The sequence below is a fragment of the Streptomyces sp. NPDC111507 genome (assembly GCF_055638955.1).
Genome location: NZ_JBVKBU010000006.1, coordinates 221,139 through 244,424, shown reverse-complemented (window position 1 = coordinate 244,424; position 23,286 = coordinate 221,139). Strand labels below are relative to the sequence as shown.

The following is a 23,286-nucleotide window of genomic DNA, read 5'->3' as shown; positions in this document are numbered from 1 at the left end:
TGTTCGTGACCGCGGGGCGGATCGTCGCCGTGAGCCCCGGAACCCGCGCGGGTGGCACGAGATCCGGTGACCGCTCTACGGCAGGCGCCAGTCCACCGGCTGGACGCCCTGCCTCTCCAACAGCTCGTTGGCCCGGCTGAACGGACGCGAGCCGAAGAAGCCGCGATCGGCCGACATCGGTGAGGGGTGCGCGGACTCGATCGCCGGGAGATCCCCGAGCAGCGGCCGCAGATTGCGGGCGTCCCGCCCCCACAGGATCGACACCAGCGGCTTCTCCCGCGCGACGAGCGCCCGGATCGCCTGCTCCGTGACCTCTTCCCAGCCCTTGCCCCGGTGCGCCGCGGGCTTGCGGGGCGCCGTCGTCAGCGCCCTGTTGAGCAGCAGCACCCCCTGCTCGGTCCAGGGCGTCAGATCGCCGTTGGAGGGCCTCGGCAGCCCCAGGTCCGTGTGTAGTTCCCGGAAGATGTTCTCCAGGCTGCCCGGCAGTGAACGCACCTCGGGCGACACGGCGAAACTCAGCCCGATGGCCATCCCCGGCGTGGGGTAGGGATCCTGGCCGACGATCAACACGCGGACGTCGTCGAAAGGCTGCTGGAAGGCCCGTAGGACATTCGCCCCGGCCGGGAGATAGGTCCGGCCCGCCGCGATCTCGGCCCGGAGGAAGTCCCCCATGGCGGCGATGCGTTCGGCCGCAGGTTCCAGAGCCTTCGCCCAGCCTGCTTCGATGAGTTCATGCAAGGGTCGTGGTGCCACGACGTGCCACTCTACTGGCACACGCCGTGACACATTCCTACGGATTCACCTGACGCATTCCTACGGATTCATCCGGACGAGCCCCGCGCGCGGACCCGCCTCTCGGCGCTAGTCTTCCTCCGCGCCGAGATCATCGAGCCGGTCCAGCCGATCACCCAACCGATCGACCGGCGGCCGGTCAACAGAGAGGAGGGGAGCCTGTTGCGTCCCTCCTACGCGTCGGCCGGTGTGCTGGCGGTGGACTCGGGTGGCTCGGGGCTGCGGGCGGCGCTGGCCGTGCGCGGGCATGTCGTGGGCGTTCCGCTGACCTCCAAGGAGCCGGTCCGCACCGGCTCGCGCGGCATCGACGCCGCACATCTGCTGGAGCAACTGCTTCCGATGGCACGGGAGTTGATGGCGGCCAACGGGACGGAGGAACTCGGGGCCGTCGCCGTCGGAGCGGCGGGTCTCGCCACCCTCGGCGACGCGCTGCGCGCCGAGCTGCCCTCCGCGCTGGAGCGCGAACTCGGCGTGCGGCGGCTCGCGTTGGCCGCTGACGCGGTGACCGCGTACGTGGGCGCGCTCGGCTCCCGGCCGGGCGCGGTGATCGCCGCGGGCACCGGCATGATCGCGGTCGGCACCGATCTGGGCAGCTGGCGCAGGGCGGACGGCTGGGGCCATCTGCTCGGCGACTGCGGCGGCGGGGCGTGGATCGGCCGCGCCGGGCTCGAGGCGGCCTTGCGGGCCTTCGACGGGCGCCCAGGCGGGTCGACGCGGTTACTGGCGCGGGCCGAGGAGATGTTCGGGCCGGTGGCCGGGTTGCCGGGCAAGCTGTATCCACGCACCGACCGGCCCGCCGTACTCGCCTCCTTCGCGCCCGAGGTGGCCGCGTGCGCCGCGTCCGCCGTCGGCGACCCCGTCGCGCGCGACGTGCTGCGCGCCGCCGCCCGGCACCTGGCCGACTCCGCGGCCGCCGTCTGCCCGGACACCGGGGAGGACCGGGTCGCTCTCACCGGGGGGCTGTTCAAGATGGGCGACCCCCTCCTCGTACCGCTGCGCGCGGAGTTGACGGAGCGGTTGCCGCACGCCCGGCAGGTACCTGCCGCGGGCACCCCGCTGGACGGCGCCGTACGTATCGCCGTCGACCTGGCGGGCGACCGGCTTACGCTCCCCCGCGACGTACACATGCTCTACGTGATGACCGAAAAGGGCACGAACTTGCCATCCGTCCCCCGAAAGGGGGGTTCATCCACCCTGTCGGACAAGTGAAGTCGGCTCCCGCGTCGGTCGTCACAGGAGCACCACCGCACCGGAGAGTCCAGCCACACTGATCATTTCTGATCCTCGCGTAACTCATCAGACAAAAGGGGACGGATACCGCTCACCTGCACCCTCCCCGAACAGGGGAGCCCAAGAAACCAGTAACATGCGTCGCCATGAGCTCCCCCACTGGGCCCGCGTCCGGCCTGCCAGTACGAATGCCGCGGCCTCGCCAGCCCGGGCGGCACCGCCGACCCGAGCCGCTGGCGGCTCCCGAGGGCGCGCCCGCGCTCGTCCTCGCGGTGCCGGGCACCTCCAGCGCGGCCACGCGCAGCCTCGCCGAGGAGGTCGTGAGCATCGCGCGCTCCGAGCTGCCCGGCCTCGACGCCCGGATCGGGTACCTCGACGGGGACGACGCCGAGTTCCCCACGCTGCAGTCCGTGCTCACGCGTGCCGCCGAGGAGCGCACCGCCCGCTATGAGCAGGCGCGTGCCGCCGGTGCGGACGTGACCGAGCCCGACGGCCCCGTCGCCGTCGTGGTGCCGCTGCTCGCCGGCCCGGACAACGCGTTGCTGCGCCGGGTCCGCCAGGCCGTCATGGAGAGCCGGATCGCGGCCGACCTGACCGACGTTCTCGGCCCCCACCCGCTGCTCGCCGAGGCGCTGCACGTACGTCTGTCCGAGGCGGGTCTGGCGCGCGCCGACCGTGCCCGGCTGTTCACCGTGGCCACGGCCGCCGACGGCATCATCCTCGCCTCCGTGGGCGGCGAAGAGGCCGTACAGGCGGCCGGGATCACCGGCATGCTGCTCGCCGCGCGGCTCGCCGTGCCGGTCATGGCGGCGGCGCTGGACGAGGAGGGCGCGATCGCGGCCACCGCCGAGCAGCTGCGCGGCTCGGGCTCTCAGCAGCTCGCCCTGGCTCCGTACCTGATCGGACCGGAGATCGACGCCGGTCTGCTGGACGCGGCCGCCAAGGAGGCGGGCTGCTCCGCCGCCGAGGCGCTCGGCCCGTACCCGGCGATCGGCAAGCTCGCGCTGGCCAAGTACACGACGGCGCTGGGCATCGCCCCCCAGCAGCCGCAGGGCGCGCCGGTCCGCTGACCGCCCAGGCACCACCCCTCGCACGTCGAAGGGCCCGCTCCTCTCACCGGAGCGGGCCCTTCTCTCGTCGGCTCTCTCGTACGTCGGCGGCTCATACGTCGGCAACTCGCGCCTCGGCAGCGGGCCACCGCCGGGCGGGTCAGCCGAAGACCACGCAGGACGCCGCCGCAACCTCCACCGAGCCGCCCCGTCGCGGCACCCCCGTGTCCGGGTCGACCGCGAACCAGGTCACGTCCCCCGAGCGCTCGTTGGCGGCGTACAGGAAACGCCCCGAGGGGTCGAGGGCCAGCGCGCGCGGCCAGGTGCCGCCGCAGGGCACCGTGGCGACCAGCCGCAGCCCTTCGCCCACCGCGTCGGGCGTGAGCACGGAGACGACGTCCTGGCCGCGGGTGGCGGTCCACACGAAGCGCCCGTCGGGTGACACCACGATGCCCGAGGGGTACGCGTCACCGTCCGGAACCCCTGAGAGCACCGGCGTCTCTCCGACGGGACGCAGAGAGCCTTCCTGGGCACTCCAGCGGCAGACGGTGACCGTGGGGGCGAGTTCGTTGAGCACGTACGCGTGTTCGCCGCGCGGGTGGAAGGCCAGGTGGCGGGGCCCGGAACCGGGGCGCAGCGCGATCTCGCGGTGCAGTGTGAGCCGGCCGCCGTCCAGCGCGCACACCCGCACGGAGTCCGTGCCGAGGTCGACGCTGACGGCCCAGCGCCCGCTCGGGTCGGGCTGCACCTGGTGGGCGTGCGGGCTCTGCTGGCGCCGGGTGTGCGGGCCGCGGCCCTTGTGCTGGAGCACGCCGGAGGCGGCGCCGACGAGCGTGCCGTCGTCGCGCACGGGCAGGGCCGTGACGCTGCCGGAGCCGTAGTTGGCGGTCAGGACGTGTCCGGCGAACACGCTGAGGTGTGTGGGGCCGCTGCCTCCGACGGAGACCAACGGCCCGGCGGGCTTCGGCTCGTCGCCGTCCACCCGGTACGCGGCCACCGCGCCGTCGGCCGTCTCGCTGACCGCGTAGAGCATGTCGTGGGCCGGCGAGAGGGCGAGGTACGAGGGATCGGGTACGCCGTCCACCGCGCTCAGGAGGGTCAGTGCGCCGCTGCCGCGGTCCACGGCCGCGGTGAGGACGCCGGGGCCTCCCGCCGCCGTGAACGAGCCGATGAACGCCCGCTGTTCCCGCGTGCCGCCGTCTGCCACTGCCGTTCCCCTCTCGGTCCCGCGCTGTCCGGGGCCGACGGTAGCAGTCGGCGGCCAACGGTCTAGACCAAGGGCCCGCCCGCCTCCCCGTGCGCCCGTGCGCGCGCCTCCGGGTGGTGGACGTACGCGGGATGCCGTTCCACGGTCTCGTAGGTGCGGTGGAAGACGGGGGTGGCGCTGCCGGAGATGGGCGGCACGATCCACGACCAGTCCGCGCCGACCCGGCGGCCCTTGCTCTCCTCGCGGCCCAGGTGGGTGAGGAAGCGCCGGGACTCGGTGTGGTGGTCGGTGACGGTGACGCCCGCGCGGTCGAAGGAGTGCAGGACGGAGCGGTTGAGTTCGACGAGCGCGCGGTCCTTCCACAGCGAGCGGTCGGTGCGGGTGTCGAGGCCGAGGCGGTCGGCGAGGTACGGCAGGAGGTCGTAGCGGTCGGTGTCGGCGAGGTTGCGGGCGCCTATCTCGGTGCCCATGTACCAGCCGTTGAACGGAGCCGCCGGGTAGCAGATGCCGCCGATCTCCAGGCACATGTTGGCGAGCGCCGGCACGGCGTGCCAGCGCAGTCCGAGCGAGCGCCACCAGGTGTACTCGGGGTGGGCGAGCTCCACTTCGAGCACCGCGTCCTGCGGCAGCGTGAACCAGCGGGGTTGGTCGTCGGGCCTGCCGTCGGCGCCCTGGATCACCAGCGGCAGGACGTCGAACGGGGTGCCGGGGCCGCCGGGCCAGCCGAGCCGCCGGGCCAGCGCGGTGAGGCCCGCGTTGCGCGGATCGCCGGTCACACCACCGTCCGGGCGGGCGTAGCCGGCGTACCGGATGAGCTGTTCGTTCCAGATCCGTGGCCCTGGGCGGCCCGGCCGGTCGGGCGCGAAGACGGTGATGAGCGCCCTGATCCTGCCCTCGCCGCCTGCCTCCCGCAGATGGTCCGCCGATGCCTCGGCGACGTCCTCGGCCGTCCGCACGTCCCTGCGGTCACGGACGCACAGGGAGCGCCAGTACAGGCGCCCGATGCAGCGGTTGGCGTTGCGCCAGGCGACGCGGGCGCCGAAGGCGAGCTCCTCGGTGGTGTGGCGGTAGGTGCCGGTCTCCGCGATCTCGGCCCACGTGGCGGCGATGCGCCGGGCCGGGTCGCCGAGGCGCTCCTCGGTGTGGCGGAGGGTGAGGAACTCGGCGGCGGCGCGCAGGAGTGCGTACGGCGGGGAGTCGTCGTGCGACGTCGGGGCGTCGAAACGGCCCGGCACGGGTATCAGGCTCCCGCCGAGGCCCGGGACGGACGGCTGCGTCCGCCGGGCACCGCTGGCGTAAGGCAGTGCGGTCGGGGTCGCTGCGCGGGCGCTGCGACCTGCCGGAACACGGTCCAGCCAGCCGCCCGGCCCGTCGGCCCACGGCATCGGGTGCCGCGCGCTCCCGTCGTCGCCGAAGCGCTCTCCCTGTCCGGTTCCTCGCGGGAAGTCCCGCATGGTGCCACCCCCAAGCGGCTTGGCCCGCGGGCCGCTCCCGCACGGTCCGCGGGTTCCGTGCGTCCGATAGCCGCGGGGTTACCCCGCCCGGGCGGTGATCCACCCTCTACGTGGTCCGTGCACGTGCCTCGCGCGTGTCAGACGCGAACGGGGGTCGAAGCGCGGGGGTGCAGAAGGGGCGCGGCGAGTTCGGCGAGTGCCCGCTCGAGTCCGTGCAGGTGTGCGAGTACCGGCTCTTCCAGGGGAGGTGTCCCGGCCTGGACCGTGATCCGCCGCGGTGCGGATGAGGTGAGTGCCTCGACGGCCCTCTCGACGCGCTCGCACGCGACGGTGAGGCGGTCGTCGCAGGAGGCCACGGGGTCCGACGCGATGGCGGCGAGGCCCCGTACCTCCCGGGCGCAGGTGTTCAGCGCCGCGAGTACCTGGCGCGCCCTGCGGCCACGGGCGCGCAGGGGGTTGAGGGGATGCAGAAGGGGCGTGAGCGAGAGCCGCACCTTGTTCAGCACGGTCTCCAGCTCCGCGACGCGTGCCGCGGGGTCGGCGGTGGAGGAGCCGTTCAGTCGGGCCGCGGCCTCGGTCGTGCAGGCGTGGACGCACTGGATCGCCCGTACGATCCAGGCGTCCGTCGTGGCGTGCGTGGTGATCGGCAGCACGAGCAGGACCGCCAGCGCGGCGCCGATCGCCCCGATGCCGGTCTCCGCCAGCCGCAGCACGACCAGGTGCTGGTCCAGCACGCCGAACGTCCCGTACAGCAGCTCGGCCATCACCGTCACCGCGAGCATCATCCAGGTGTACGAGACCGCGGCACTGTAGAAGATGACGAACACGCATACGGCGAGCAGGGCCACGGTCGGTACGGGCGCACCGTGCAGGGGGACGACGACCGAGGCCCCGAGGGCGATGCCGATCACCGTTCCGAGGACCCGGCGGTAGCCGCGGATCAGGGTCTCGCCACGTGAGGTGGTGTTGACGAAGATCCACCAGGCGGCGCCGACGGCCCAGTACCAGCGCTCCTGGGACAGCAGGCTTCCGACGCCCAGGGCGAAGGCGGCGGCCACGACGGCCTGGACCGCCTGGCGTGTGGTGGGACGGGTGAGGCCCCGGCCGGCCGAGGGGACGGGCGCGGCGGCGGGCGGCATCCGGCGCTCGTAGCACCACAGTCCGAATCGGACCGCCGAGGACGCGAGGAGGGCGAGCAGTACGGCGCCGTACAGCTCGGGCAGTCGCGCGGGCACAGTGTGCAGGAACTGCGCCATGAAGAAGGCCATGAACCCGAAGACGCCGAGGGCATGGCCGCGCGCGCCCCAGCGCCGGGCGTACACACCGGCACCGACGACGGCGAGGAAGGCCGCGCCGCGCACCGTCGGGTGGTCGTGCAGGGTGGCCGCGAGAGCCAGGACGGGAAGGCCCACCACGGGCAGCAGCGCCGTCGTCGCCAGCTGTCCGCGCACCGTGGCGTCGGTGACCGTGAAGAGGGCGAGCAGCGCCGCGAGTCCTCCCGCGACCGCACCCGCGAGGGAGGAACCGGTGACGCCGCACAGGGCCACCGCCAGGCCGATGCCGAGGACGGCCCGGATGGCGCCGCGCAGCCGCAGCCGGCCCGGGTCCGGTGCCACGAACACCCTCTTCAGCACTGTTTCCCCGCCCCTTGAGCTCAGCCTGTACTTCAGGCATGCAAAAGGCGCCGCGGGGGTCCCGCAGCGCCATCGACCTGCCCATCACAGCATCATCGGGGCTGTTGGCTCAAGTGGACTCCGAATGACTGGACCATTGGCACAGTCATCGAGCGGAGCGGGGTGCCATGTGGATGCCATTGGCATCACTCCGTGTCGAGCGGGTGCGCGGGGAGCTCGAAGCGCAGCAGGGCCCCGGTCAGGTGCGTGTGCAGGTCCGTCTCCATCTCGATGTGGCGGACCTCGCCGCCGTCCTCGATGACGCTCTTCACCAGTTCCTCGATGACGTCGGGGACCTCGCGCAGGGCGTCTGCGCACAGCGGGCACCGCTCCCCCGTGCGGGCCAGCAGCCCGTCGCGGTCGCAGACGACTCCCGGGGCGACGGCCTCCGCGTCCACGGCGAGCGTCCGGATCGCGGCCAGCGAGCCCGCCCACAGGGTGTCGTCGAGCCCGACGGTCGCGTGGTGCTTGGTCGCGACGGACTCGAGGATCTCCCCTACCAGCCGCTCCTGCTCCTGGTACGCGCGGTCGGTGACGAGGACACGAACCTTGTCCCGGATGTCGGCGGCGGTCGCGGTGTCGCGGTCGACGGTGAAGCGGCCGACGAGCCGGTCGTGCAGGTCACGGGGGAGGAACTCGATGAAGGCCGGTATCTGGTAGGGGTGCCCGCCGATGGCCAGCAGATCGAAGCCTCCCTCCTTGAACAGGCGCTTGAGCTCGCCGATGAGCCGCCGGTAGTGCCTTTTGCTCAGCTCGTCGGCCCTGTCGCGGACCCGGACCTCGTCGAGCCCCTCGGCGTGCTCGGGCTTCCGCAGCATCCGGTCGCGGATCGCCTCCAGCTCCCCGACCTCGTCCAGGTGGTACTCCCAGACGTGTGCGGTGACCTCGTCCACGACGACCGCGCAGGTGCGGTCGTACTCGTCGAGCACCGCCAGCATCGGACGGACATAGGGGTCCGCGTCCACCACGACGCGTTCGTGGGTGGTGCGCGGCAGCCACACCTCCTCGTAGACGCCGTGGCCACTGCAGGAGAAGACGACGATGGTGCCGGGCCGCTGGGGTCCCTCGCCGAGCCTCTGCTCGATCTTCGCGATGTCGTCGTGCAGCGAGAGCCGTACGGCGTGCTCCAGCGAGCGGTCGTCCGCGAGCGGCCTGATGCCCTCCAGCAGGCCGGCCAGCCGGGCCCGGTATGTACGACGGCCGGGCTGGTCCGGTTCCACCGGAAGGTAGAGGGAGACGAACGGGAGCCCGTTCCCGCCGAGCCGGAGAATTCGGTCGACCTGCTCCTGCGTGATCATCGTCGCTCCTCGCCGCTCCTCGAGCCCTGCGCCACCTCTCCAGGTAACGCGGTGGGCGGCGCACCGGCAAACGCGGCGCGGCGGACAAAGTGAGCGGGAGGGGTGAACCGGCCCACCGGGCTCACGGCGGACTGAGCCATTGGTACGGTCGAAGAAGATCAGCCCAGGCGGCAGGGAGGCCGGTGGATCATGGCCGTGGACGAACTCGACACCCGCATCCTGCGGCTCCTGCTGGAGCAGCCACGCACCAGCGTGCGCGAGTACGCCCGCATGCTCGGCGTCGCCCGCGGCACGCTCCAGGCCCGCCTCGACCGGCTGGAACGGGACGGGGTGATCACCGGTACGGGCCCCTCGCTGTCCCCCGCGGCGCTCGGCCACCCCGTCCTCGCCTTCGTGCACATCGAGGTCACGCAGGGCCACCTCGACGAGGTCGGCGACGCGCTGTCCGCCGTACCGGAGATCATCGAGGCGTTCTCGATCACGGGCGGCGGCGATCTGCTCACCCGGGTCGTGGCGCGCGACAACGCCCACCTGGAGGACGTGATCCAGGCGCTCATCAGCATGCCCGGTGTCGTCCGCACCCGCACCGAGGTGGCACTGCGCGAGCGGGTTCCGCACCGGGTGCTGCCGCTGGTTGAGTCGATCGGGCGTGCGACCAGAAGCTGACGGGTGGCACAGGGGTGATCGGCCGCGTCCGGCCCTCGCTTGGCATCCTGGATCCCATGAGCACTCTCGGCCGTACTTCGGTCATCTTCGATCTCGACGGCACACTCGTGGACAGCGAGCCGAACTATTTCGAGGCCGGCCGCCAGACGCTCGCCGAGCAGGGCATCACCGGCTTCACCTGGACCGAGCACGAGCGCTACGTCGGCATCAGCACCCGGGAGACGGTGGCGCTCTGGAGAAAGCGCTACGGCCTGCGGCCCCCGCTGGACGCCCTGCTCACGGACTTGAACCGGCGCTATCTGGAGCTGGCCCGCGCCGCCACGCACGTGTACCCGGAGATGCGGAAGTTCGTGGAACTGCTGGCCGCCGAGGGCGTTCCGACGGCCGTGGCCTCGGGCTCCGCACCCGCCGCGATCGAGGCGATCCTGACGGGCACCGGCCTGGCCGCCCATCTGACGACCGTCGTCTCGGCCGACGAGGTCGCGCACGGCAAGCCCGCCCCGGACGTCTTCCTGGAAGCGGCGCGCCGTCTGGACGCCGACCCGGCGGACTGCGTGGTCCTGGAGGACGCCGCTCCGGGCGCCGCCGCCGCACACGCGGCCGGGATGCGCTGCATCGCCGTCCCGTACGTCGCCGCGCAGGCCGACGACCCGGAGTTCGCCACGGCGGGTCTGCTCCTGCGCGGCGGTCAGCGCGAGTTCACCGCGCAGACCGCGTACGACTGGCTCACTCGCCCGGCCTCGGCTTCCTGAGCCGCGGCCACGGCTCGACGACCTGCCGTGTCCGGTGTGGGCTCAGGAGACGTGCAGCACGATCTTGCCCCGGCGGTGACCCTGTTCCAGTGCCGCGTACGCCTGCGCGGTCTGGGCGAGGGGGAAGACGCGGTCGACGGGCGGGGCCAGTTCGCCGTCCGCGACCATGCGGGACAGCTCCTCCAGCCCGGAGCGGTCCGGTTCCACGATGAAGAACCTGCCGCCCTCCCTCGTGGCGTCGGGCGGGGCGACGATGCTCACCAGACGGCCGCCGGGACGCAATACCCTCCAGGAGCGCTCCTGGGTGTCGCCGCCGACGGTGTCGAAGACCAGGTCGACGTCCTTGACCTGCTCCTCGAAGCGTTCGCTCCGGTAGTCGATGACCTGTTCGGCGCCCAGCTCGCGTACGAAGTCGGCGGCTTCGGCGCCGGCCGTCGCGGTGACCGAGGCGCCGAGTGAGACCGCGACCTGCACCGCGAAGGAGCCCACCCCGCCCGCGCCGCCCTGCACCAGCACCCGGGCACCGGGGCGCAGGCCGCCGTGCTCGACCAGACCCTGCCAGGCCGTCAGCCCGGCCAGCGGCAGCGCCGCCGCGTGGTCGTGGTCGAGCCGGGCGGGCTTGGCGGCGAGGACGGCCGCGGGGACGGCGACGAACTCCGCCGCGGCCCCGTCCCGGGTGAACGGGATCAGCCCGTACACCTCGTCGCCGACGTTCCAGTCCGACACCTCGGGGCCGAGCTCGGCGACGACACCCGACACCTCCTTCGACGGCACGATGGGCACCCGCTCGCTGCCGCTGTCGTCGAGGCTGTCGGTCCAGGTCGCGTCCCAGGCCAGTTCGTCCGGTGTGATGGACGCGGACCGCACCTCGACCAGGACCTCTCCCCGGCCTGGCACCGGACGCGGGGCGACCTCGTACGTCAGCTGCTCGGGGCCGCCCCGCCGGTGGCCGCGCACCGCGTGCATGGTGTCCATTCCAACCTCCCAGGTCGTGCCGGCCGGGAACCGGCGGTACCTCCAGAGTGGTCGACCCGTGCACCTCCCGCTCGGGTCGTTCGACCACACGCGCCGTTCTCAGGCAGCCTCCCGCGCCCCCTGCGCACCGGTCCCCCGTCCGCCCCCGTCGCGGTGGATCGGTGTTCTGGAGCCGGTCAGTGGAGCGCCTGTCCCGCCCTCCCGGGCCGCGACGATCTCCGCCGCGATGGACAGCGCGGTCTCCTCGGGCGTACGGGCACCGAGGTCGAGCCCGATCGGGGATCTCAGGCGGGCCAGCTCCCGCTCGCCGAGGCCGACTTCACGCAGCCGGCGCTCACGGTCCTCGTGCGTGCGGCGTGACCCCATGGCGCCGACGAACGCCACCGGCATCCGCAGGGCCGACTCCAGCAGCGGTACGTCGAACTTGGCGTCGTGCGTGAGCACGCACAGGACCGTGCGGTCGTCGGTCGCGGTGCGCCGGAGGTAGCGGTGCGGCCAGTCGACCACGATCTCGTCGGCGTCGGGGAAGCGGACCCGGGTGGCGAAGACCGGGCGGGCGTCGCACACGGTCACGTGATAGCCGAGGAACCTGCCCACCCGTACCAGCGCCGTCGCGAAGTCCACGGCGCCGAAGACGATCATTCGGGGCGGTGGCACGCTCGACTCGACGAGCAGGGTCACGCCACCCGGGCAGCGCGCGCCGTCCTCCGACAGTTCGAGGGTGCCGGTGCGGCCCGCCGCCAGCAGGGCACGAGCCTCGGCCACCGCCGTGCGGTCCAGCTCCGGGCGACCGCCGAGGCTCCCCTCGTGCGAGACGTCCGGGCCTCCCGCGTACGACGTGGACGCCCCGGAGGAGTCGGACGAGCCGTCGGGGCGGACGAGCAGCACCCTCCCCAGCAGTTCCGCCGGTCCCCGGGCCACCCGGGCCATGGCCGCCGCCTCGCCCCGGGACGCGGCCGCAAGGGCCGCCGCGTACACCGGCCGCTCAGGCGCCTGCGCGCGCACCGGGGTGACCAGGACCTCGATGACCCCGCCGCAGGTCAGCCCCACCGCGAAGGCGTCCTCGTCGCTGTAGCCGAACCGTTCCAGCACCGTCCGGCCGTCCTGGAGCGCCTGGACGCACAGGTCGTACACCGCGCCCTCCACACAGCCGCCGGAGACCGAGCCGATGGCCGTGCCGCCGCTGTCGACCGCGAGGGCGGCGCCCGGGCCGCGCGGAGCGCTGCCGCCGACGCTCACGACGGTGGCGACGGCGAAGTCCCGGCCCTCCTCGGTCCACCGGTTCAGCTCGTCGGCGATGTCAAGCATCCCGATCCCCTCCCGTGCCCGCCAGGAGCACCCGGTCCGGGCGGATCGGCAGGTTCCGGTGGCGTACACCCGTCGCGTGCCAGACCGCGTTGGCGATCGCCGCCGCCGCTCCGACGACCCCGATCTCGCCGATGCCCTTGATGCCGACCGGGTCCCCGGGGTCGGGGTCGTCGACCCAGTCCGCCTCGATGTCGGGTACGTCGGCGTGTGCGGAGAAGTGGTAGCCGGCGAGGTCGGCGCCCGCATGGCCGCCGCTCGCCCGGTCCCGGTGAGCCTCCTCGTGCAGGGCCATGGACAGGCCCCAGATCATGCCTCCGACGAACTGCCCGCGCGCGGTCAGCGGGTTGACGATCCGGCCGGCCGCGAAGATGCCGAGCATCCGCCGCACCCGCACTTCCCCGCTGGTGACATCGACGGCGACCTCGGCGAACTGAGCCCCGAAGGAGTGCCGTTCCTTCTGCTCCAGCGCGCCGACCGCCTGGGAGGTGTCCGAGCGTGCCGTGATCCCCTCAGGCGGAATGCCGCCGCCCAGGGCCAGCCGCTCGCGCAGCTCGTCCGCCGCGACCCTGATCGCCCAGGCCCAGGAGCGGGTGCCCATCGAACCGCCGGCGATCATCGCGAAGCCGAAGTCGCTGTCCGCGATGCGCATCCGGATGCGCTGCGGCGCCACCTCCAGCGCGTCCGCGGCGATCAGGGTGAGCGCGGTCCGGGCCCCGGTTCCGATGTCGGACGCGGTGATCCGTACGGTGAAGCTGCCGTCCGGCTCGGCCGTCACGGCCGCCGTGGACGGGGCGGACAGCACGGGGAACGTGGAGGCGGCGGTGCCGGTCCCGAGCAGCCAGCGGCCCTCGCGGCGGATACCGGGACGCGGGTCACGGTCCGCCCAGCCGAACCGGCGGGCCCCCTCCTCGAAGCACGCGAGCAGGTTGCGGCCGCTGAACGGCAGCCCGGAGACGGGTCCGACGGCCGGTTCGTTGCGGGCGCGCAGCGCGATCGGGTCGAGTCCGCACTTCTCGGCGAGTTCGTCGAGTGCGGACTCCAGCGCGAACGAGCCCGGCGCCTCGCCCGGCGCCCGCATCCAGCTCGGGGTCGGCACGTCGAGCGGTACGACACGGGTCTGCGAGTAGTGCGCGTCGGAGGCGTACATCGCGCGCCCGAACTCGGAGCACCGCTCGACGAACTCGTACACGGTCGAGGTGAGGCTCTCGGCCCGGTGGTCGATCGCGCGCAGTCGGCCGTCCGTGTCGGCGCCGAGCCTGACCCGCTGGGCCGTGGGGCTGCGGTAGCCGACCAGCGAGAACATCTGACGGCGGGTCAGTACGACGCGGACGGGACGCTGCAGGACGGTCGCGGCCATCGCGGCGGCGACCGAGTGCGGGCGGGTGCTCTTGGAGCCGAAGCCGCCGCCGACGTGTTCCGAGCGCACCCGCACCGACTGGGGGTCGAGCGAGAACAGCTTCGCGAGCTCGTCCGCCACGAACCTGCTGCCCTGGTTGGAGTCGACGACCTCGAGCCGGCCGCCGTCCCAGCGTGCGATCGCCGCGTGCGGCTCCATGGGGCTGTGGTGCTCCTCCGGAGTGCTGTACTCGGCGTCCACGACGACGGCGGACGCGGCGAGTTCGGCCTCCAGATCGCCCTTTTGCGCGGCGGGTGCGCTCTCCGGCGCGTACACCCCGGGGAGCCCGGCGGCGAACACGACGTCGTGGGGCTCCTCGTCGTACACGACGACGAGGGCCTCGGCGGCCTCCCTGGCCTGCTCGGGCGTCTCGGCGACGACCAGCGCCACCGGCCAGCCGGCGAACGGAACCCGGTCGTGCTGGAAGATCTGGGCGATCGGGTCGGGCAGCCCGAAGGCGTTCGTGTAGTCGCCGTTGAGACGTGGGGCGTTCTCGTGGTGCAGGACGGCGACGACGCCCGGCATCGCGAGGACGGGCGCGGACTCCACCGCGCGGATCCGGCCGCGGGCCACTGTGGACAACACCAGCCAGCCGTGGGCGAGTTCGGGATACGGGACCTCGCCCGCGTAGCGCGCGGCCCCGGTGACCTTGGCCACGCCCTCGACGCGGGTGTGGGCGGCGCCGACGGCCCCGAACGTCGCGGTCGCCGCCGTCGTCGCGGTCGTGGTCGCGGTCGTGGTCGTGGTCGCGGTCGTACCGGTCATCAGGCCGCCTCCTCGGTGAGTTCGGTCAGCATCGCCACGACGAGATTGCGCATCAGGGGCACCTTGTATCCGTTGTGGGGCAGCGTCCGGGCGGCCGCGAGCTCGGCGTCCGCGGCGGCCGCGAAGGCCTCGGCGCTCGCCGGTCCCCCGGTCAGCGCCCGTTCGGCCGCACGGGCCCGCCACGGCCGGGAGGCCACGGCACCGAAGGCGAGGCGCACTTCGCGCACGACACCGTCGTGGACGTCGAGGGCGGCGGCGATCGAGCCGATCGCGAACGCGTACGAGGCGCGCTCGCGCACCTTGCGGTAGCGGGAGCGGGCGGCGACCGGGGCGGTCGGCAGGGTGACGCCGGTGATCAGCGCGCCGGGCGGCAGGGCGGTCTCCAGGTGTGGGGTGTCACCCACCGGCAGATAGAACTCCGCGAGCGGCAACTCCCCCGGCCCGTCCGCCGTTTCGTACGAGACGACGGCGTCGAAGGCGGTGAGGGCCACGGCCATGTCCGAGGGGTGCGTGGCCACGCAGTGCGCGGAGGCACCGAGGACGGCGTGGTTGTGGTGCTCGCCCTCGACGGCCGGGCAACCGCTGCCGGGGACCCGCTTGTTGCAGGGCTTCGCCAGATCGGCGAAGTAGCCGCAGCGGGTGCGCTGGAGCAGGTTTCCGCCGACCGTGGCCATGTTGCGCAGCTGACCGGAGGCTCCGGCCAGCACGGCCTGGGTCAATGCCGGGTAGTGGCGCCGCACGTCGGGATGGGCGGCGAGGTCGCTGTTGGTCACGGTCGCGCCGATCCGCAGCCCGCCGCTCCTTGTGGACTCGACGCGGTCGAGGGGGAGTTCACGCACGTCGACGAGCCGGGCGGGCCGCTCCACCCCGCTCTTCATCAGGTCGACGAGATTGGTGCCACCGCCGAGGTAGCGTGCGTCCGGGTCGGCGCCCAGCAGGGCGACCGCGCCGGTGACGTCGTAGGCGCGCTCGTAGTCGAACTCCCTCATGCCGCCGCCTCCTCGGTCTCGGACGACCGCGTATCGGACGACCGCGCCGCCCGCGCGACGGCCTGGACGATCGACACATACGCGCCGCACCGGCACAGGTTGCCGCTCATCCGCTCACGGATCTCCTCGGGCGTGAGCTGCGCAACCCCCGCTTCGGGCCGCACGTCCGCGGTCACGGCGCTCGGCCAGCCCGCCGCGTGCTCCTCGATCACCGCGAGGGCCGAACAGATCTGGCCGGGCGTGCAGTAGCCGCACTGGTAGCCGTCGAGGTCGAGGAAGGCCTGCTGCACGGGATGCAGCCGCTCACCGTCCGCCACCCCTTCGATGGTGGTGATCTCGCGTCCCTCGGCGGCGACGGCAAGTTGCAGACAGGAGACGGCCCGGCGTCCGTCGAGCAGCACCGTGCAGGCGCCGCACTGGCCCTGATCGCAGCCTTTCTTGGTACCGGTGAGATCGAGACGCTCACGCAGGGCGTCGAGCAGGGTGGTGCGATGGTCGACGGGCAGCGTGTACTTCTCGCCGTTGACGTGCAGGGTGATGGTGCTGGACGTCGAGGTCGTGGCGCTGGACGTCGTGGGGGCCATGATCAGCCTTCTTTCGCCTGTCTGAGGGGGAAAGGAAGTCGCGAGAGGGCCGGGAAAAGGGGGGCACGGATGGTCCACACTGGCCGGATCCGGCGGTATGGTGAACCCCTAACCGGACAGTTGTCCGTTCATCCCGAACCTATCGGACAGCTGTCCGCTTAGCAAGGTACTCGCCTGGGCGGGCGAAGGACGAAGGAGGCCCGAGTGCAGCAGAAGAAGGCCACCCCGCTGCGCTCGGACGCGCAACGCAATCGCGAGCGCATTCTCGAGGTGGCCCTGGCCGAGCTGACGAGGTCGGCCGACACCCCGCTCAGTGCGATCGCCAAGAAGGCGGGGGTCGGGCAAGGGACGTTCTACCGCAACTTCCCCCATCGCGAGGCACTCCTCCTGGAGATCTACCGCCACGAGGTGCAGCAGGTCGCCGACACCGCGGCGCAGCTGCTCGAGACGCGTGCGCCGGACCAGGCCCTGCGGGAGTGGATGGACCGCCTCGCCCAGTTCGCCATGACCAAGGTCGGCCTGGCCGAGGCCCTGCGCGCGACCACCCTCGCGCACGGCACCCTGACCCGGCTGGGGCACAGCGGGATGTCCTCAGCCATCGCGCTGCTCCTGGCGGCGAACGACAAGGCGGGCACCATCCGCCCCGGAGTGACCCCGGAGGACTTCTTCCTCTTCATCGCCGGTCTCTGGCAGATCGACGCGGACGGGGACTGGCAGCCGCGCGCCACCCGCCTTCTGGACCTCGTGATGGACGGTCTACGGGTGGGCGCGCCGGGCTCCGCGCCGCCCGAGTAGGCCGAGCCGCGGGCTGCGGGCGGGAGCGGGAGCGGCGGCCCGTCGTCACCGACAGCCGCTCCTACGCGCACGACGAAGCCGTCCGCCTGTACTCCCCCGTGGCGGACGGCTCGTGTCGCGGTGTTCAGAGATCGGGATCGGTGTCGGCGACGTAAGTGTCCTGGGCCGCTGGACGACACCCGCCGGGGCGGGCGACGGGATTCGAACCCGCGTCTCTCTCTTGACAGGAGAAGTAGCCGAAACCTTCGCACCTGAACGAGTTCACCGTAGTGGTCACCGCCCTCGCGGTCACCTGGTTTCCGGCGCGCGCCAGACGCGTACCGGGGCGTTGTCAGTGGTGGCGTGCAGGATGGCGGGTATGACAACACCAGCCGCAGTGATCGTGGATGCCGCCGCCTACGCGCAGGCGGTCGAGGACGCCGTGCAGGCTTCGGCCGCCTACTACGCGGGCGGCACGTCGGTACTGGACGACGACACCTACGACCGGCTCGTGCGGGGCATCGCGGTGTGGGAGTCCGCTCATCCCGACGAAGTGCTGCCCGATTCACCGACCGGGAAGGTCGCCGGTGGCGCCGCGGAGGGCGATGTCCCGCACACGGTGCCCATGTTGAGCCTGGACAACGTCTTCTCGCCGGAGGAGTTCACCGCCTGGACCGCGTCACTGGCCCGGCGGGTCGGCCATGACGTCACACGGTTCGGTGTCGAGCCGAAGCTCGACGGGCTCGCGATCGCCGCCCGATACACCCGTGGTCGCCTCACCCGGCTGATCACCCGTGGCGACGGGACGGCCGGGGAGGACGTCTCGCATGCCATCGCCACCGTCGAAGGCCTCCCGGCCGAACTGGCCGAGCCGGTCACGGTGGAGGTGCGTGGCGAAGTCCTGATGACCACCGCCCAGTTCGAGCACGCCAACGAGGTGCGCACCGCGCACGGCGGCCAGCCGTTCGCGAACCCGCGCAACGCCGCGGCGGGCACGCTGCGCGCCAAGGACCGCGCGTACACCGTGCCGATGACCTTCTTCGGCTATGCCCTGCTGCCACTGCCCGGCACCGAGGAGACCCTCGCGGCACGGCTGGGTGAGGCCGCGCACAGCGAGCTGATGGCCCGGTGCGGCGAACTCGGCGTGAACACGACCGCCGCCACCGCCGTGCCCGGGACCACGGCGGAGACCGCCGAGCAGGTCCTGGCCAGGGTCAAGGAGATCGCCGCGCTTCGGGCGGAGTTGCCGTTCGGGATCGACGGGATAGTCATCAAGGCCGACCTCGCCGCCGATCAGGAGGCCGCCGGATCCGGTTCGCGCGCACCGCGCTGGGCGATCGCCTACAAGCTGCCGGCCGTGGAGAAGATCACCCGGCTGCTGGAGGTGGAGTGGAACGTGGGCCGCACCGGCATCATCGCTCCGCGCGCGGTCCTCGAACCGGTCGAGATCGACGGCTCCACCATCACCTACGCCACCCTCCACAACCCTGCCGACATCACCCGCCGCGACCTGCGTCTGGGCGACCACGTGATGGTCCACCGCGCCGGGGACGTGATTCCCCGCGTCGAGGCCCCCGTCGCCCATCTGCGCACCGGAGAAGAGCGGCCGATCGTCTTCCCCGAGGTGTGCCCGCGGTGCGGCTCCGCCATCGATACCAGCGAGCAGCGCTGGCGCTGCGAGAACGGCCGCAACTGCCACCTGGTCGCCGCCCTCTCGTACGCCGCCGGCCGCGACCAGCTCGACATCGAGGGCCTGGGCCACACCCGTGTCGTCCAGCTCGTCGAGGCCGGCCTGGTCGCCGATCTGGCCGACGTGTTCGCCCTCACGCGCGACCAGCTCCTCGCCCTGGAACGGATGGGCGAGACCAGCACCGACAATCTCCTCGCGGCGATCGGCGCGGCCAAGGGGCAGCCGTTGTCGCGGGTGCTGTGCGCGCTCGGCGTCCGCGGCACGGGCCGCTCCATGTCGCGCCGTATCGCCCGGTACTTCGCGACCATGGACCACATCCGTGCCGCCGACGCCGAAGCGATGCAGCGGGTCGAGGGCATCGGCACGGAAAAGGCCCCGTCCATCGTGGCCGAACTCGCCGAACTCGCCCCGCTCATCGACAAGCTCGCCGCGGCCGGGGTCAACATGACCGAGCCCGGTGCCACTCCGCCCGTCACCGCCGACGACACCGACACCGATACCGGCGCCCAGGGCGCGGAGCCGGCGGGCGGGCCGCTGACCGGGATGGCGGTCGTCGTCACCGGAGCCATGACCGGCCCACTGGAGAAGCTCAGCCGTAACGAGATGAACGAACTCATCGAGCGCGCCGGTGGCCGCTCCTCCTCCAGCGTCTCCAAGAAGACCACGCTGGTCGTCGCCGGCGAAGGCGCCGGATCCAAGCGCGCCAAAGCCGAGGACCTCGGCATCCGGCTGGTCACCCCCGACGAGTTCGCGACCCTGGTCGCCGACTACGTCGGCTGAAGGGCGTCGCCCGAACCGATGGTGTAGCCCGCTACACCATCGGTTCGGGAGTGGGCTCTCTCGTGACGGTGAGCCCGCGCCGGGATCGTTGACACATGAAGACTTCCGCACGAGCCGGGCTCGCCGTCGTGGCCGCGGGCGGCATCTTTTTCGCCGCCACCAGCCTGGGAGACAACGACGACTCGGCCACCGCCGCCCCGAAGAGCGCGGCCGTCTCCGGAGAGCCGAGCCACTCGACGGTCTCCGGGGCGCCAGAGAGTGCGCACGCCTCCGGGTCATCGGCAGCTCCCGGTCCATATGTGGCGCTGGGTGACTCCTACACCGCCGGCGCCGGCATCCCCTCAGGGACCGGAGCCCCCACGGGATGCGATCGCTCCGACCACAACTACCCCACCCTGGTAGCCCACGAACTCGGCATCGAAACAGCCGACTTCCACGACATGAGCTGCACCGGCGCCACCGTCGAGGACCTCACCGCACCCCAGACCACCGGCCACGGCACCAACCCCGCCCAGTTCTCCGCCCTCACCACCCACACCGCCCTCGTCACCCTCGGCATCGGCGGCAACGACATCGGCTTCAGCGAACTGATCACACAGTGCGCCAAATCCGGCATCCTCTACTTCGCCACCGGCAGCGGCAAGTACACCGGCAACCACGCCCCCTGCCGCAGCCAGTACGTCGACGGCACCACGGACGCCGTCCGGCAGAAGATCAACACCGTGGGCGACCGGCTCGCTGACGCCCTGGCCGAGGTCGAACGCCGTGCGCCGCGGGCACGCGTCTACGTGGTCGGGTACCCGGCGATCCTGCCCGCCACGGCCGGCGACTGCGGCCGCGACATGGGCCTCGCACCCGGCGACGTCGCCTTCCTCCACCAGGAGCAGCAGCGGCTCAACGCCACCCTGCGGCAACGCGCCGAAGCCGCAGGTGTCGGGTATGTCGACACCTACGCCCCGTCGAACGGTCACGACGCGTGTTCCGCGCGTGAGACCCGCTGGGTCGAACCCCTCGTGCCGCTCGCCCCCGCCGCGCCCGTCCACCCCAACGCACGCGGCGAACGCGGTATGGCCGACGCCGTCATCAACACCATCAACGCGAGCAAAGGGTCCTGAGGCCAGAGGGTTCCAAGGCCGAAGGGCCCCGAGGCCGAGGGGCCTGAGGAGCCCCCGAGGCCTACGCGCCGCTCGCGTCGAGCATGTCCTCGCGCTCGACGATCTTCACGCGTTCCCGTCCCTGCGGTTCGCCCAGCGCCTTCTCCGCGGCGTCCAGGCGGTACCAGCCCTCCCAGGTGGTGAAGCGGACGTCCCGCTCGCCGAGGAACATGTCCACGGCCTCCGGGTCGGGCGAGCCGGGCGTGTGCAGACGTCCGTTCGCGTGGTCGTCGAGCAGGCTGGCGACGGTCTCGTTGGCGTCGCCCTTGGTGTGGCCGATCAGACCCACGGGGCCGCGTCGGATCCAGCCGGTGACGTACGTCGACTGCAAGTGCTCGCCGGTCTCCTCGATCACCCGGCCGCCCTGGTCCGGGACCGTTCCCGACTCGGCGTCCCAGGGGAGCTTGGGCAGTTCGTCGGACAGGTAGCCCACGGCGCGGTAGACCGCACCGAGGTCCCAGTCCTTGTACTCGCCGGTTCCCTTGACGTTGCCGGTGCCGTCGAGGGCGGTGCGCTCGGTGCGCAGGCCCACGACCTGGCCGTTCTCGCCGAGGATCTCGGTCGGGGACTCGAAGAAGTGCAGGAACAGCTTGTGCGGGCGGTCACCGGTGTCGCGGATGGCCCAGTTCTCCAGGGTCTTGGCGACCATGTCGGCCTGCTTGTTGCCGCGCCGGGTCGCGATCGAGCCCTCGTCGTAGTCGATGTCCTCGGGGTCGACGATGACCTCGATGTTCGGGGAGTGGTCCAGTTCCCGCAGCTCCATCGGGCTGAACTTCGCCTGCGCCGGACCGCGGCGGCCGAAGACGTGGACTTCCAGGGCCTTGTTGGCCTTGAGGCCGTCGTGGACGTTCTGCGGGATCTCGGTCGGCAGCAGTTCGTCGGCGGTCTTGGCGAGGATGCGGGCGACGTCGAGCGCGACGTTGCCGACGCCGAGGACGGCGACCTTCTCCGCTTCGAGCGGCCAGGTCCGCGCCACGTCCGGGTGGCCGTCGTACCAGGAGACGAAGTCCGCTGCACCGTAGGAGCCGTCGAGGCCGATGCCGGGTATGTCGAGGGCCCGGTCGGCCGTCGCCCCCGTGGAGAAGATCACGGCGTCGTAGAAGGTGCGCAGGTCGTCGAGGTTGATGTCCCCGGGGTAGTCGACATTGCCGAAGAGACGTATCTGGGGCTTGTCGAGCACCTGGTGCAGGGCCGTGATGATGCCCTTGATCCGCGGGTGGTCGGGGGCCACGCCGTAACGGATCAGACCGAAGGGGGCCGGCATCCGTTCGAAGAGGTCGATGGACACACCGGGCTCGACCGCAACTGCGGACTTCAGCAGCGCGTCGGCAGCGTAGATCCCGGCGGGGCCGGCTCCGACAATGGCTACCCGCAGAGGGCGAGGCATGATCAGGTTCCCTTCGAACGGTGGCAGGGTGGCTCGCCGGGAAGCCTAAACTAAGGCAAACCTTAGTCAGTAGCCGGGTTGGATCTATGACCTCATAAGCCGATCTTATGACTCGTCGCCGGGGAGCACAGGCCTCGGAATCGGGGGCAAAATAGGCTATGTGGATGTCCGGCGTGTGTCAGTGGACCGCCTCGTGGAGCAGCCGTCGGGCCGCGGACTGGTGGCCATCCCACTCGCGCTGATCGTAGTGATCACGGTGGTGGACCTCCACTCCCCGACCGATGTCCACCTGGGTCCGTTGCTGGTCATCGCCCCCGCCCTCACCGCCTCCCTGGCCGGGCCACGGCTGACTGCGGCCGTGGGGGTGCTGGCCGTGGCCGCCCAGATCTTCATCGCGGTGTTCCACGGCGGGCTGACCACCTCCAACCACGTCGCGCAGATCATCGCCCTGACCGTGCTCTCCGCGCTGGTGGTCTTCGTCTGCCATGTACGTGAGCGGCGTGCTCGGGAGCTGAGCCGGGCACGGTCGGTGGCCGAGACGGCTCAGCGGGTCCTGCTGCGGCCGCCGCCCCGCCGGATCGGGCCCTTGCGCGTGGCCTGGCTGTATCTGGCCGCCGAGGACGAGACGCAGATAGGCGGCGACCTGTTCGCGGTCTCCCGCGCCGCCCAGCCCTCCACGCGGGTGATCATCGGGGACGTGCGCGGCAAGGGTCTGGCCTCCATCGGTGAGGCCTCGGTGGTGCTCGGCTCGTTCCGGGAGGGCGCTCACCGGTACGCCACCCTGCCCGAGCTCACGGCCGCACTGGAGGTCAGCGTGTGCCGCGACCTGGAGGACGTGGCCGACACCGAGCACGACCCGGGCGAGCACTTCATCACCGCGCTCGTGCTCGACATCCCCGACGAGGCGCCGGACGCCTGGATGATCACCTGCGGTCATCCACCACCCATCCTGCTGCGCAACCGGGAGGTCACGGTCCTGCACCCGCGCCACCCCCTCCCCCCGCTGGGCATGTGCGAGCTGCCCGCCGCGAGCCACCGACCCGACCCGTTCACCTTCGAAACCGGTGACATCCTCCTGCTCTACACCGACGGCGTCATCGAAGCCCGCTCACCGTCGGGCGTCTTCTACCCGCTCCTCGAGCGGATCGCCTCCTTTCCCGTCTCCAGCCCCGACGCCCTGCTGCGGCACATCCACGACGACCTCCTCTCGCATGTCGGCGACCACCCCGGCGACGACGCCGCCCTCCTGGTCATCGAACGCACCGCCTCCCACCACCCGCATCGACCGCATTTCGCCACCCGTCCCGTCGACGGTCACCACCGGCGTCATCCCACCGGATCGCCCCCGTCGACGGAACGCTGA

General features: G+C 72.2%; 19 protein-coding genes. 8 read left to right on the top strand and 11 right to left on the bottom strand.

Going from position 1 to position 23,286, the window contains the following annotated elements; translation table 11 throughout:
- Positions 1-75: 75 nt before the first annotated feature.
- Complete coding sequence (locus ACZ7M2_RS25355; RefSeq protein WP_054228853.1) at positions 76-753, bottom strand: uracil-DNA glycosylase; 678 nt, start codon at positions 751-753, stop codon at positions 76-78.
- 201 nt (positions 754-954) lie between these two features.
- On the opposite strand from ACZ7M2_RS25355, the gene ACZ7M2_RS25350 reads away from it, so the two are divergent.
- The gene (locus ACZ7M2_RS25350) at positions 955-2,001 is read left to right on the top strand and encodes an N-acetylglucosamine kinase (protein ID WP_471597190.1); all 1,047 of its coding nucleotides are present in this window, start codon (positions 955-957) and stop codon (positions 1,999-2,001) included.
- Between the two features lie 167 nt (positions 2,002-2,168).
- Positions 2,169-3,092 carry a sirohydrochlorin chelatase gene (locus ACZ7M2_RS25345; protein ID WP_095856132.1) on the top strand — a complete coding sequence of 308 codons (924 nt, stop codon included), beginning with the start codon at positions 2,169-2,171 and terminating at the stop codon, positions 3,090-3,092.
- A gap of 139 nt (positions 3,093-3,231) precedes the next feature.
- Here the strand turns inward: ACZ7M2_RS25345 and ACZ7M2_RS25340 are convergent, their stop codons facing one another.
- From ACZ7M2_RS25340 to ACZ7M2_RS25325, 4 genes are all read right to left on the bottom strand, one after another.
- Positions 3,232-4,278, bottom strand: coding sequence for a lactonase family protein (locus ACZ7M2_RS25340; RefSeq protein WP_471597189.1), 1,047 nt, complete (start codon positions 4,276-4,278; stop codon positions 3,232-3,234).
- 62 nt (positions 4,279-4,340) lie between these two features.
- Positions 4,341-5,732, bottom strand: coding sequence for a nitric oxide synthase oxygenase (locus tag ACZ7M2_RS25335; RefSeq protein ID WP_471597188.1), 1,392 nt, complete (start codon positions 5,730-5,732; stop codon positions 4,341-4,343).
- 137 nt (positions 5,733-5,869) lie between these two features.
- Positions 5,870-7,366, bottom strand: coding sequence for an FUSC family protein (locus tag ACZ7M2_RS25330; protein WP_471597187.1), 1,497 nt, complete (start codon positions 7,364-7,366; stop codon positions 5,870-5,872).
- A gap of 185 nt (positions 7,367-7,551) precedes the next feature.
- Positions 7,552-8,703, bottom strand: a complete 1,152-nt coding sequence (locus ACZ7M2_RS25325) for a baeRF10 domain-containing protein (RefSeq protein ID WP_471597186.1) — start codon at positions 8,701-8,703, stop codon at positions 7,552-7,554.
- A gap of 189 nt (positions 8,704-8,892) precedes the next feature.
- On the opposite strand from ACZ7M2_RS25325, the gene ACZ7M2_RS25320 reads away from it, so the two are divergent.
- Both ACZ7M2_RS25320 and ACZ7M2_RS25315 read left to right on the top strand, forming a co-directional pair.
- Positions 8,893-9,369 carry an Lrp/AsnC family transcriptional regulator gene (locus tag ACZ7M2_RS25320; RefSeq protein WP_352050844.1) on the top strand — a complete coding sequence of 159 codons (477 nt, stop codon included), beginning with the start codon at positions 8,893-8,895 and terminating at the stop codon, positions 9,367-9,369.
- 56 nt (positions 9,370-9,425) lie between these two features.
- The gene (locus tag ACZ7M2_RS25315) at positions 9,426-10,121 is read left to right on the top strand and encodes an HAD family hydrolase (protein ID WP_471597185.1); all 696 of its coding nucleotides are present in this window, start codon (positions 9,426-9,428) and stop codon (positions 10,119-10,121) included.
- A 42-nt stretch (positions 10,122-10,163) separates the two neighbouring features.
- On the opposite strand, the gene ACZ7M2_RS25310 is transcribed toward ACZ7M2_RS25315, so the two are convergent.
- The 5 genes from ACZ7M2_RS25310 to ACZ7M2_RS25290 form a co-directional block, all read right to left on the bottom strand.
- Positions 10,164-11,096 carry an NADP-dependent oxidoreductase gene (locus ACZ7M2_RS25310; protein WP_471597184.1) on the bottom strand — a complete coding sequence of 311 codons (933 nt, stop codon included), beginning with the start codon at positions 11,094-11,096 and terminating at the stop codon, positions 10,164-10,166.
- A 99-nt stretch (positions 11,097-11,195) separates the two neighbouring features.
- Complete coding sequence (locus ACZ7M2_RS25305; protein ID WP_471597183.1) at positions 11,196-12,404, bottom strand: XdhC family protein; 1,209 nt, start codon at positions 12,402-12,404, stop codon at positions 11,196-11,198.
- Entirely contained in the window at positions 12,397-14,565 is a 2,169-nt protein-coding gene (locus ACZ7M2_RS25300; protein WP_471597182.1) for a xanthine dehydrogenase family protein molybdopterin-binding subunit, read from the bottom strand. Before ACZ7M2_RS25300 ends, ACZ7M2_RS25305 begins: the two co-directional genes overlap by 8 nt.
- Positions 14,565-15,554 (bottom strand): FAD binding domain-containing protein, encoded by a 990-nt coding sequence (locus ACZ7M2_RS25295; protein ID WP_471597181.1) that lies wholly within the window; start codon positions 15,552-15,554, stop codon positions 14,565-14,567. Before ACZ7M2_RS25295 ends, ACZ7M2_RS25300 begins: the two co-directional genes overlap by 1 nt.
- Positions 15,551-16,138: a (2Fe-2S)-binding protein gene (locus ACZ7M2_RS25290; protein WP_471597180.1), complete on the bottom strand. Its 588-nt coding sequence runs from the start codon at positions 16,136-16,138 to the stop codon at positions 15,551-15,553. Before ACZ7M2_RS25290 ends, ACZ7M2_RS25295 begins: the two co-directional genes overlap by 4 nt.
- Positions 16,139-16,342: 204 nt before the next feature.
- Here ACZ7M2_RS25290 and ACZ7M2_RS25285 point away from each other — a divergent pair, with 204 nt between their 5' ends.
- The 3 genes from ACZ7M2_RS25285 (at position 16,343) to ACZ7M2_RS25275 (ending at position 20,497) form a co-directional block, all read left to right on the top strand.
- Complete coding sequence (locus ACZ7M2_RS25285; RefSeq protein ID WP_471597179.1) at positions 16,343-16,933, top strand: TetR/AcrR family transcriptional regulator; 591 nt, start codon at positions 16,343-16,345, stop codon at positions 16,931-16,933.
- 358 nt (positions 16,934-17,291) lie between these two features.
- Positions 17,292-19,382 (top strand): NAD-dependent DNA ligase LigA, encoded by a 2,091-nt coding sequence (ligA, locus tag ACZ7M2_RS25280; RefSeq protein WP_471597178.1) that lies wholly within the window; start codon positions 17,292-17,294, stop codon positions 19,380-19,382.
- Positions 19,383-19,477: 95 nt separating this feature from the next.
- Positions 19,478-20,497, top strand: a complete 1,020-nt coding sequence (locus ACZ7M2_RS25275) for an SGNH/GDSL hydrolase family protein (RefSeq protein ID WP_471597177.1) — start codon at positions 19,478-19,480, stop codon at positions 20,495-20,497.
- A gap of 61 nt (positions 20,498-20,558) precedes the next feature.
- On the opposite strand, the gene ACZ7M2_RS25270 is transcribed toward ACZ7M2_RS25275, so the two are convergent.
- Entirely contained in the window at positions 20,559-21,923 is a 1,365-nt protein-coding gene (locus ACZ7M2_RS25270) for an FAD-dependent oxidoreductase (RefSeq protein ID WP_471597176.1), read from the bottom strand.
- A gap of 175 nt (positions 21,924-22,098) precedes the next feature.
- Between ACZ7M2_RS25270 and ACZ7M2_RS25265 the strand changes: the two genes are divergently transcribed.
- Positions 22,099-23,286: a PP2C family protein-serine/threonine phosphatase gene (locus ACZ7M2_RS25265; RefSeq protein ID WP_471597175.1), complete on the top strand. Its 1,188-nt coding sequence runs from the start codon at positions 22,099-22,101 to the stop codon at positions 23,284-23,286.